We start from the raw sequence: 12269 nt of genomic DNA, 5'->3' as shown, positions 1-12269 counted from the left end.
TTGAGAGTACAAAATAATTTGCTTTAAATTCATGAATCTATGGACTAGCTTTACCTCTTCGCATACTCTCAGAATTAAAGCTGTTCCATAGAAATAAAATTTAATGGGATGCTCCGCCCCGAGCCCAGGCAGCAGTTCTTCGAAGTCTTATAATAGGCTCCTTTTCAGTCGCAAGGAAGCTTTGAACAAGCACTTTCTTTTTCACTTATTTACCGTATAAATAATCAACAAAAGTAAGATATTTCATATGTATAATAGTGTTTATCTTTGCATTGCTCAAAATAAAGGCTAAGTTCAAAAGTAAATATACAAGTCCATTAGTTAATTTCGCTCCTATGCTCATATCAGTGTAACATTAGTATGGCAGATAGGTTGTAATGGTCAAGTGTTTTTGTAACACAGCAACCTAATCTCTTGATATTCTAAATATTGACTCAAATGAAATTGCTTTATTACTATATACTCTGATTACTGTGAAGAATCGGTTTTTAATTAATTTTTGGCCGTGATGAAAGGGCTTTCTTCAGTGTTCTTACAGCAAGTTACTTATTCATATATTTATGCACAGTTATATTGCTAAGTTTAATTTTTTTCATTATATTTACTGTTTTTTTATAGATTGATAAACCATTAATCGATTTCTTTCGCAAAAAATGCTGTGGCTTTTTTTACGAAAGAAATCATTTTCCGTTTTAACTTCTTCAAGTTGTTTTCGTAGACTTTTAATCTCCTGCGTTGAATTATATTTCTATTCAGCGTCATGGATTATTTCGTATTCTTCGCGGTATTTTTCTATACATAAGTATATACTTGCCCTTAAAATTTTATATTTTTCTGGTATGCCCTTCAAGGTTCTTGCTTCTTCTAAATTTTTAAATAAGGAAATTCTTGAAGAATATAGTGCATCTAAAAGATGCTATAGTGTACCTAAAATTCAAAAATCATTACAGAATAGAGAAATTGAATTCAGCAAAATGAAAACTTTATTAGTTGAGATTTTTCAGCTGAAATAATAAATAAAAAATGCTTGATCGAATCTCTATTAATTTAATATCGTCGCTTTCAAAGTCAATTTGTTGAATTAGAGAAGTAATTCTTTTATTCTTTGTTTTACAGTATTGTCTAGTTGGATATTATAATTTCTAAGGGACGTATTCATTGATATATTAAGTGAGATTTTAACAGATTCCTTTAAAGGAATTATAAATGGATCACATAATGTATAGAGTTCCATTAATTTATTTATATTGTTTTGATAATAATGCATTTTATCAAAATCTTTTTCTATAAATGCTTTATAAGTATCTATGAATAATTTACTTTTGACGTTAGTTAAACCACCTATTATACCGTCACCGCCAGCATTTAAATTAGGTATTAAGTATTCATCGAAGCCAGAAAAAATTGAGAAATTATTTCTAACATTTTTAACTTTTCTAATATAGTTACGCACATTGCTTATAGAGTCAGTTGTATCTTTTATACCAACGATGTTTTTAAATTCAGTTACTAATTTAAGTACAAAATCTGCAGATAAATTACTTCCTGTTCTATCAGGAAAGTTATAGAGTAATATAGGAAGATCTGTATTTTTGGCTATTGTTGAATAATATTCATAAAGATGAGTTTCGTTTAGAGTGAAAAAATACGGTGTTATTATTAAAACTGCATCACCACCGTATTCTTTTGAAAAATTGTTTAACTCAATAACTTCATTTATATTATTGCCTCCGGTTCCAATTATTAATTTTGTTCTTTTATTTATTAGATTACTTGCAAATTTGATATAATCTTTTTTTTCTTCTAGAGAAATATTGAAAAATTCACCAATACTTCCAAGTATGACTATACCATCTACCCCACTTGAGATCAGATTTTCAATTAATATAGTTTGATTTTTCTTGTCTATAGAACCATCATCGTTAAAAATAGTAACTATAGGTGTAAATATTCCTTTAAACATTTTATCCACTCCTTATAATTTTGTTAAAAAAATAGATAAATATAAATTACAATTGAATTGTACTATAATACAGAACAATGTTTTTATATTCTTTTAGGTTATTATAGATAATTATTTTGATTATGTCAATAATTATAATGAAATATACAGTCTAATCTGTATATATTAAGGCTATTATAAAATTTATTCAAAAATATTGACATATTATGCAGAATTAATTATACTTTTATTAAAAGATAAATACAGAATTAAGTTCTATAATATAGAACAGAAAGTTACTAATTTATATATTTTTTATATATTTGTAAATTTTGTATTTGTTTTTTAAAATATATGAAAACGTTGTATAAGATTTTATATATTTTAAAAATAAAAAGGAGGAATTATTAAAATGAGAAGTTCAAAAATATTAAATGGAATTGATAATGGTTTTAATCGATCATTATACAAGTCAATGGGATTTTCAAATGATGATTTTAAAAGACCATTGATAGGAATTGCTAATTCTTGGAATAATATTGTTCCTGGACATTTTAATTTGAACCAATTAAGTGAACAAGCAAAAAAAGGAATTTATAGAGCAGGGGGCACAGCGGTAGAATTTGGAGTTATAGGTGCTTGTGATGGTATTGCTCAAGGACATACTGGAATGCATTATATATTGCCTTCAAGAGAAGTAATATGTAATTCTATAGAAGTTATGGTAGAAGCGCATCAACTTGATGCAATTGTTATGCTTGCATCATGCGACAAGATTGTGCCAGGTATGCTTATGGCAGCTGCAAGACTTGATATACCAGCTATATTGATTACTGGTGGACCAATGTTAGGTGGGGTTGTATTTGATGGTAGAAAGTCAGATCTTACATCGATTTCTGAAGCTTTGGGAATGTATAAATCTGGCAAGATAACAAAAGAAAAATATGAATCATTGGAAGACTTAGTGTGTCCTTCATGTGGATCATGCTCGTTTTTGGGTACTGCAAATACAATGGGATGTTTAAGTGAGGCACTAGGAATGGCATTACCTGGATCAGGACTTATTCCAGCCGTTCATTCTGATCGTCTGAGAATTGCATATGAATCTGGTATCCAGATTGTAAATTTGACTAAAAATGATATAACATCTAGAAAAATTATAACTGAGCAATCTATAGAGAATGCAGTTAAAGTGTGTTTGGGAATAAGTGGATCAACAAATGCAGTTCTTCATCTAATAGCAATTGCACATGAAGCAGAAATAGATATGGATGTATTAGGAACATTTGATAAGTTAAGCAGAGAAACACCTCAGATAGCTAAAGTAAATCCAGCAGCTAAGTGGAATATGGAAGATTTTTGGATGGCTGGTGGTATTCCGAGAGTAATTGAAAAAATGCTTCCTATTTTAAATGAGACAGCTTTAACGTGTACAGGTGAAACAGTTAAAGATAATATCAAAAATTATAAATATAAGTTTAGAGAGAATAATGAAATTATAAAAAATCTAGATAATCCATTTGGATTTTTAGGTGGTATAGCTGTATTGAAAGGAAATTTAGCACCTAAAACAGGTATAAGCAAACCTGGAGCCATTGATCCAAGTGTGTATAAGTTTACAGGTAAGGCGATTGTATTTAATTCAGAAGAAGAGGCAGAAAAAGAAATTTTAGATGGAAAAGTAAAAGCAGGTCATGTTGTTGTAATAAGATATGAAGGACCTAAAGGTGGACCTGGTATGAGAGAAATGTTTAAAGCCATGAAATACCTTTATGGAATGGGTCTCACTAAGAATATAGCGTTAATAACAGATGGGCGTTTTTCTGGTACGAATAATGGATGCTTTGTTGGACATATTTCACCAGAAGCAGCTGAAGGAGGACCAATTGCCATAGTAGAAAATGGAGACATAATAACGATTGATATAGAAAATAGAAATTTGGAGATTCATTTGTCTGACGAAGAAATTAAAGAAAGATTAAGTAAGTGGCAGGCTCCAAAGCCTAAATTTACTAGAGGATATTTATCAGTTTATGCTAAGTCCGCATCATCTGCAGCTGAAGGTGCAGTTATAAAATAAAAAAACTATCCCATTAATGATTAAATATATTAGTTACGAAAAATTTTGGATAAGCATAACTAATAAATTCAAATTAACAGGATAGATGACAAACAATTTTTAATGATTAAATACTCTTATTATGATACTACACTTGGTAAAAAAATAAAAGACAGAAATAACTTTATAATTAAGAAGCATTGAGATATTAAAATCTATAAACTATAAGGAGAATTGAATGGTATGAATATAGATGAAAATAAAAAAGATATACCTAAAGCTCGTTGGCTTCATATTATTCCACCTGTATTGCTTGTATATGTAGTGGCATATATGGATCGTACTAATATAAGTTTTGCAATGGCTGGAGGTATGAATAGTGCATTAGGAATGGCCGCTGATATTTCTGGATTGGCAGCTGGAATATTTTTTGTGGGATATATGATTTTACAGATACCGGGAGGACAAATAGCTGAAAGAGGGAATGTTAAAAAATTTATAGCAATTACAATTATATGTTGGGGAGGATTTGCTGTTATTTCAGGATTTGTTCAAAATTCTATCCAGTTGCTTATTATAAGATTTTTGATAGGAGTTGCTGAAGGTGGAGTTTATCCTGCTATGTTGACTATATTAAGCCATTGGTTTCCTAATGAAGAACGTGGAAGGGCGAATGCATTATTTTGTATGAACTTGCCAATCGGCGCTATTATAACAGGACCATTGTCAGGATGGATTATATCGGCATTTAGCTGGAGATATGTATTTATAATTGAAGGACTTGTAGCATTGGCTCTAATATTTATATGGTGGCCACTTATTAGTGATCGTCCTGAAAATGCTAAATGGATTAGTAAGGAAGAAAAGGAATACATTCAGACAAAGTTGCGTGAAGAACAAGAAGAATTAAGTAAAGGCAAGCTTCAAAATCAAAAAGTATCATTTGGGGAAGTGCTTAAAAATGTTAACGTATGGAAACTAACAATTGTATACTTTTGTTTTACTACAGGAGTCTATGGATTTTCTCTTTGGCTTCCAACACTTTTAAAAGAAATAGTCAAAACTAGTATGAGTGGAGTTGGTTTTTTATCTATAATTCCATATATAGGAACAATAGCTGGACTGTATATTTTTTCGAGTATTTCGGATAAAAGTAACAATAGAAGATTTTATACAGGAATATTATTAGTAGTATTTGCTGTATGTTTAATATTATCAGTACAGTTTAAGCATATGGTTTGGTTGTCATTTATATTTATGATAGGTTGTGGAATGTGTCTGCAGGCACCTGCAAGTATATTTTGGACTATTCCGCCATTGTTGTTTGAAGCTGATATGGCAGCTAGTGCACGTGGATTTATAAATGCACTTGGCAATCTTGGGGGATTTATAGGACCATATATTGTTGGCTTTTTAATCACAAGATATAGTTCCACGGTTGGAATATTTAGTTTAGCAGTATTCTTGGTATTTGGATTTATTGTATCTATGACATTGCCCGATAAGACAGCTGGTAAGGTATAAAAATAGATTTATATTGTTAATTAAATTACCAGAAGGTGTTTATAAACCTCCTGGTAATTTAATGTTATTTTAAATTTAATGTATGATATATTATAATGAAAGTATAGTACCATGGGTTTAAGTAATTATAGAATTTGAAGGAAGGAATATGATATATGCCAAAAAGTAAATCAAATTTAATACAATCAGTAGATAGAGCACTGCAAATACTTGAATGTTTTTCAAAAAAACATAATGAACTTGGGGTTACAGAAATTGCGAATAATCTAGGACTACATAAAAGCACTACTTTTGGAATTTTGAGTACGCTTGAAAATGGAGGATATTTAAGTCAAAATAGTGATAATGGAAAATACAAATTAGGTATGAAGCTTTTTCAACTTGGAAAATTGGTTGAGGATGGTATGGATTTAAGAAAAATTTCGTTGCCATATTTAAAAAAATTAGTAGATAAATATGATGAAACTGCTCATTTGGCAGTGCGTAATGAAAATAAAATAATATATATAGATAAAGTTGAAGGTGAAAGTGGTATTAAAATGAGTTCGCAAGTTGGGAAGGTGGCTGAAGTTTATTGTACAGGAGTTGGAAAAGCCATACTTGCTTTTATGACAGAAAATGAAATAGAAAATATAATTAATAACATTAATTTTCATGAATATACCTGTAATACAATTACAAATTTAGATCAATTAAGAGAAGAACTTAAGGAAATAAGAAAAAAGAAGTATTGTACTGATAATGAAGAGATAGAAGTTGGTTTGAAATGTGTGGCTACACCTATAATGAATTACAATTCTGAAGTTGTAGGATCAATAAGTATATCTGGTCCTACAAGTAGAATGAGTCATGAAAAAATGAATTTTATTGCAAAAGATTTAAAAGAAGTAACTGTCAAGGTTTCTGAATTATTGGGATATAGGAAGCTTTAATTATATATATTTTAAACTTATGTTATAAGATATTTTAGTAAAGGGTAAGTATTATAAATTTTTAATAGTTTTAAAATATAATATTTAAACAGAAAATTTTTAATTTTATACATCACTTTAGAGCGGCGGGGTGCGACATTTTTTGGACCAATTAAGCTGTAGATTCAAGGTTTTGTCTGTACTCCTTAAGGCTCATATTTTCTAATGATACTTTTATTCTTATTATATTATAAATTTATTTTGGGGCAATATACTCACAAAATCATTTTTCAAACAGCATTGACAAAACTACAGCCTTAATATATAATTTAACCAACCAGTTAGTTTTACTTTAATAGGAGGAACAGATATGGTTAAGGTCAAAAAAGAAAGTAATGAAACTCGGGAAAAAATTTTAGACACAGCTGAAGAAATTTTTTTTGAAAAAGGTTTTGACGGGGCAAGGGTAGATGAAATAGCTAAAAAGGCAAATGTAAATAAAGCTTCTATATATTATTATTTTGAAAGTAAGGAAAAAATACTTGAATCATTACTTGAAAAAAGTAAAAATGATATATTACATAAAAAAATTAAAGTAGCTGAAGAAAAAGGTGTTTTAGATAAAAATATATCGCAAATAATGGATGAATTTTTTAAAAGCTTTGATTTGCTTAGCGGTATGCATGATAAAAAAAGATTTTTTAGTATACTCCTTATAGAAACGTTAAAAAATTCTTCTGATAATTTATGTTTTTTTAAGCTTGTACAGGATATGTACAAAACTTCAATTCCAGTAAGTAAAGTAGATTTTTCAGATATAGATAAAGACGAAAAAGAAACCACGTTACTTAAAATGTTTTTCTTCATGACAATGCCAATTATTAGTTTTTTGACTATTGGAGAAAAATGGGCGGAATTCAATAAAATTAATACTGATGATTTAAATAAAAAATTTATGAAAGTCTTAAAAGAAATGTACAATTCTTCTATAAGTCAAAACTTAACCAAAAATGAAAATTAAATATCATGATCAGTTAGAATAACAAGTTTCTATAGATATTTTAACTGATTTTTATTCTGAGCTTTAGTTAACTAACTAGTTAGTTTTCAAAACACTGCTTTAACAAGGAGATGATATCTTGAAAAAAATTAAATTATTAACTGTAGTATCGATATTATTGCTGCTGATCAGCGGCTGTTCAAGTAAGCAAAGTACCGGAAACACTAATAAGAAAAATAAAACTGTACCTAATTCAATTGTATATATTATGTGTGGTAAAATCTCAAGCAACGAAAAGGTTAATGTCAGTTCTAAAATTTCAGCGAAAGTGTCTAAACTCAATGTAGATATAGGAAGCAAGGTAAAGGCGGGCGATCCACTGGTATATCTTGATACAGATGACTTAAATGCACAGGTAAACCAGGCTCAAGCTGGAGTTGATGTAGCTAAAGCTTCTTTGGATAAAATAAAATCTGGATCAAGACCCGAACAAATATCTTCTGCAAAGGCCGAGGTAGATGGTGCTAAGGAAGCTTATGATGTTTCTCAAAAAAATTATGATAGACAAAATAAACTACTTAAAGGTGGAAGTGCTCCTCAGCCAAGTGTGGATGAGGCAAGGCATGCTCTTGCTCTGGCAAAAGCAAAATATGAATCGGCACAGCAAAATTTACTAATGCTTCAAAACGGTCCTACTCAAAGTGAAATAGCTGCGGCTGAAGCTTCTGTCAGACAGGCTGAAGCAGCTGAGGAAACTTGCAAAACCCAGCTGAAAAATGGAGTCATTACTTCGCCTATATCTGGAACTGTAGTTTACAAGAATACAAATAATGGACAAATAGTATCTCCTGGAAATACTATAATCTCAGTTGTAAATAATAGCAACTTATATGTCAATGCTTATATGCCTTCAGAATTTTCGGGGAAAATTAAAGAAGGACAAGATGTAGAAGTAAAAATATCAAATATTGATGATAAATTATTTCATGGACAAGTATCTGTTATCGACTCTTCAATAAATAGTCAAAGTGACAATATACTTGTTAAAGTAACTTTAAAAGATACCGATCCAAGGTTAAAGATAGGTATGTTTGCAGAGATAGGATATAAAAGTGGAGGTGCCAAGATTGAATAAGAAACGAAAAATTATAATTTTAACTATATTCACGGCCATGATTGTAACTTTATTAGGTGTTGTTGGATATTATTGGTACAACAATACATTTTATGCTTCTACAGATGATGCTCAAGTTTCAGGAGACTTTTATAAAATAACACCTCAAGTATCTGGAAAACTGATTGATTTTAATATTAAAGAGGGTGACAAGGTACTTAAAGATCAAATTGTTGGACGAATAAATTCAGAAGGCCTTGCTGATTCAAATATAGATTCCTCTGTTTTGCGGTCTCCTATAACTGGAATTGTAATTAAGGTTCTGGCAAGAGTCGGTGAATACGAACAAAGTGCTTCATCCCCTACACTTGCAATAATAGTGGATCCGGATAAACTTTATATAAATGCAAATATAGAAGAAACTAAGGCTCAGTCATTAAAAATCGGTGCACAAGTTGATATAAAAATTGATGAATTCAATAAAACAAAATTTAAAGGAAAAGTGGAATCTATTGGGCAAGCTGCTAACTTTGCATTTTCAATTCTTCCATCCTCCTCCTCAGGGACTTTTACAAAGGTTGTACAAAAAATACCTGTAAAAATTGAGATTCTAGGAAATACAAAATCATTCATGCCTGGAATTAATGCTGTTGTAAAAATTCATTTGAATTAAGAGGAGGAATATTTATGCCGGACAGAAGTGGAAATAAATGGTTTATGCTTGGTATAGTGGCTTGTGGCATATTTATGGCTAATTTGGACAGCAGTGTTGTAAATCTTGCTATTACAAATATGATGCAGACTTTTAATTCAACAGTTGACGATATACAGTGGGTTTTAAGTGCATATACACTTGTTATGGGAGTAGTTGTACCTGTTTCCGGATACCTTTCAGACAGATTTGGTATAAAAACAATATTTATAAGTGCGCTCTCCATGTTTACTTTAGGGTCACTTCTATGTGGAGTTGCATGGAATACCATGACTATAATTATTTTCAGGATTATTCAGGGGCTAGGTGGAGGACTCATACTTCCAATTGGTATGATAATAATGCTCATTAATTTTGATGTAAAGGAAAGAGCTGCTGCAGCGGGAATTGTTGGTTTAGCAAGTATGGCGGCTCCAGCTTTGGGACCGACTATAGGGGGATATATCATACAAAATCTTGACTGGAGGCTTGTATTTTTTATAAACATACCCATAGGAATTATATGTATTACTTTAGCTGTGATTGTGTTTAAAGAATCAGAGAAAAAAGAGCATCTATATTTTGATGCTTTAGGTTTTATAACATGCAGCATAGGACTTTCATGTATACTGTACATACTTGGACTAGACAATGTAGATTTTACAAATGATTTGAAAGAGCTTCTCATTTTAATAATAGGCTGCTGCAATATGCTCGTTTTTATAATTAATGAACTTACTATAGAAAAGCCCATGCTGGATTTAAGATTGTTGAAAAATCATGTTTTTGCCTTAGGAAATGTAATAATGAATGTATCTCTTTTGGCACTTTATGGTGGAATATTTCTTATGCCGATTTTTCTTCAAAAACTAAAAGGACTCACAGCTATGCAGTCTGGATTGATATTATTTCCAGAAGGAATAGCAACTGCTGTATCAATGGTAATATCAAGTAAACTCAGCGATAAAATACCAGGAAGATATTTCGCCGCCATATCACTTATATTGATTGGATTTAACAGTTATAGTATGTCTAAATTAACTTTGGATACGGCAAACAGCACCATTACTATTTTACTTATGATCAGAGGTATTGGTGTTGGAATGCTCCTCGCCCCGGTGCAGCTTGTTACCTTAAATTCAGTGCCAAAGGAAATGAATTCAAATGCCTCTGCCATATTAAATACAATTAAACAAATAGGTGTATCCCTTGGAATAACTATAGTAACTAGAATTCTGCAAAACAGAAGTGCAATTGACTATGCAAATATTGCACAACAAATAAATAGTTTTACTCCAAATAGTGTAGGACTTGTAAAGACCTTGAATGGATTGCTTGTTCAAAGTGGAATATCTCAGTCGCAATCTCAAGATATTGCTGTTGCAAAAATATATGAAATTGTAGTTAAACAAGCTTCTATTCAAGGATTGACTGATACCATGTTTGTTATTTTTGTGATTTGTTTTGTCATGATAATTCCTTCCTTTCTTCTTAAAGAAAAAAGATTTAATTAATATTTTTATAATATATTAGGTAGTTCAATTAACGATTTGAACTCAATATCTGGTTTAAAAGGCAGCACTTCTTTTTTACCATTAAAACGATTTATCCAGGCTACATTAAATCAAAAAGTTTTAACTTTAAAGATTCATCATTAATATTAAAATATTCCATAGTATAATCTAAAGATTCTTTAGTTATATACCAAAAGTCTTCATATCTATTCATAAGACTTCGCAGCCAGGAATATTCTAATTGTTTAGATCTCCAAAGACTTGAAAAAAGTTCCGCTATATCGCCTAATTTTTTGCAATTCTTTTTTGTGACTGAATTAATATCAAATGTGTTAAGTAAAATTTTAAATTAACCTGTTGTGCTAGTTAAATTCACTAACATAATTTATAAATAGAAAAACTCCGGCAATTATGTTACCTTATCATTAAAAAATCACCAAAAATCTTAACAATAGGGGGAAAACATATATGCCAGAGTTCAAGAAAGATTATACTATAGAAATTGATAATCTTAAAGATTTTATTACTGTTACATTTGTAATAATTGATGACTTTTACCACAAAGTTACTCCAGCACATATTAAAAATCGCAGAAATATTGATAAAGCAATTATGAGCGACAGTGAAATAATTACTCTTTCACTGGTTGGTGAGCTTCTTTCTATTGATTCTGAGAAATCATGGCTCAGTTTTTGTACCAGAAATTTAAAAGATTTATTCCCTGAATTTTGTACAAGAACAAGATTCCACAGAACTAGAAAATCACTTTATAAGGTTATGGAGCAAATCCGTCAAGAAATAACATGGTTCCTCAGGTATACTTATGAGCAGTACAGGATAATTGACAGTATGCCGATTCCAGTTTGTGAATTTGGGAGAGCACATTTCCATAGAGCATTTAAGCCGGAGGCTGCCTACGGCAGGTGTGTTTCCAAGAAAGAAACTTACTATGGATTTAAATTGCATTCCCTTACAGCACTCGATGGATATTTAACTGATTTTATCTTAACTCCTGCTAATATTGATGATAGGGCAGCAGCATTGGATCTAACATCATCCTTATCCCCGGTAACTATAATAGGGGATAAAGGATATATTGGAGATAGATTTATTTCAGAACTAAAATCTGAAACAAAAATCAATCTTATCGCCATGAAAAGAAAGAAAACTGCAAATCAATTTTCAAAAGAATTCAGACAGACAATATTTAAAGCCAGACGAAGAATTGAGACAACTTTTTCTCAATTATCCGGTCAGCTGAATATACAAAGGGTACTTGCCAAATCCATGTGGGGATTAGTAACAAGAATAACGAACAAAATTTTAGCTCATAATCTTTGTTATTTTATCAATAAAGTATTTAATATTAATCCCAATATATCAAAAATTAAGCATCTAGTATTTGGCTAATTTTTCTTAAAAGCATAGGATAAAGTTCTTAGGGCTGTTTTAGCTTATTTCTATGGATTATATATCCTATTTATCAAAATTTATCTTCTAGCACAACGGGTTAA

At 30.5% G+C, this 12269-nt stretch carries 9 protein-coding genes; 8 read left to right on the top strand and 1 reads right to left on the bottom strand.

All coding sequences use genetic code 11. From position 1 onward, the window contains the following. Window positions 1–1081 precede the first annotated feature (1081 nt). On the bottom strand, window positions 1082–1963 hold the full coding sequence (locus tag AC4CVH_RS12125; protein ID WP_490788015.1) for a dihydrodipicolinate synthase family protein: 882 nt from the start codon (window positions 1961–1963) through the stop codon (window positions 1082–1084). A gap of 391 nt (window positions 1964–2354) precedes the next feature. Between AC4CVH_RS12125 and ilvD the strand changes: the two genes are divergently transcribed. From ilvD to AC4CVH_RS12085, 8 genes are all read left to right on the top strand, one after another. Continuing rightward, window positions 2355–4022 carry a dihydroxy-acid dehydratase gene (gene ilvD / locus AC4CVH_RS12120; RefSeq protein ID WP_490788014.1) on the top strand — a complete coding sequence of 556 codons (1668 nt, stop codon included), beginning with the start codon at window positions 2355–2357 and terminating at the stop codon, window positions 4020–4022. A 222-nt stretch (window positions 4023–4244) separates the two neighbouring features. Next, the gene (locus AC4CVH_RS12115; protein WP_490788013.1) at window positions 4245–5525 is read left to right on the top strand and encodes an MFS transporter; all 1281 of its coding nucleotides are present in this window, start codon (window positions 4245–4247) and stop codon (window positions 5523–5525) included. 155 nt (window positions 5526–5680) lie between these two features. Next, window positions 5681–6457, top strand: a complete 777-nt coding sequence (locus AC4CVH_RS12110) for an IclR family transcriptional regulator (protein WP_490788012.1) — start codon at window positions 5681–5683, stop codon at window positions 6455–6457. Between the two features lie 349 nt (window positions 6458–6806). Then, window positions 6807–7457, top strand: a complete 651-nt coding sequence (locus AC4CVH_RS12105) for a TetR/AcrR family transcriptional regulator (protein ID WP_490788011.1) — start codon at window positions 6807–6809, stop codon at window positions 7455–7457. A 118-nt stretch (window positions 7458–7575) separates the two neighbouring features. Continuing rightward, window positions 7576–8571, top strand: coding sequence for an HlyD family secretion protein (locus AC4CVH_RS12100; protein ID WP_490788010.1), 996 nt, complete (start codon window positions 7576–7578; stop codon window positions 8569–8571). Continuing rightward, window positions 8564–9223, top strand: a complete 660-nt coding sequence (locus AC4CVH_RS12095; RefSeq protein WP_490788009.1) for an HlyD family secretion protein — start codon at window positions 8564–8566, stop codon at window positions 9221–9223. Before AC4CVH_RS12100 ends, AC4CVH_RS12095 begins: the two co-directional genes overlap by 8 nt. A gap of 14 nt (window positions 9224–9237) precedes the next feature. After that, window positions 9238–10755, top strand: a complete 1518-nt coding sequence (locus AC4CVH_RS12090; protein ID WP_490788008.1) for a DHA2 family efflux MFS transporter permease subunit — start codon at window positions 9238–9240, stop codon at window positions 10753–10755. Between the two features lie 468 nt (window positions 10756–11223). Continuing rightward, a complete protein-coding gene (locus AC4CVH_RS12085; RefSeq protein ID WP_490787388.1) occupies window positions 11224–12165 on the top strand; it encodes an IS982 family transposase in 942 nt (313 codons plus the stop codon). The last annotated feature ends 104 nt before the right edge of the window (window positions 12166–12269 follow it).

Source organism: Clostridium pabulibutyricum, assembly GCF_058242705.1.
This window is presented reverse-complemented; position numbering and strand designations above follow the sequence as displayed.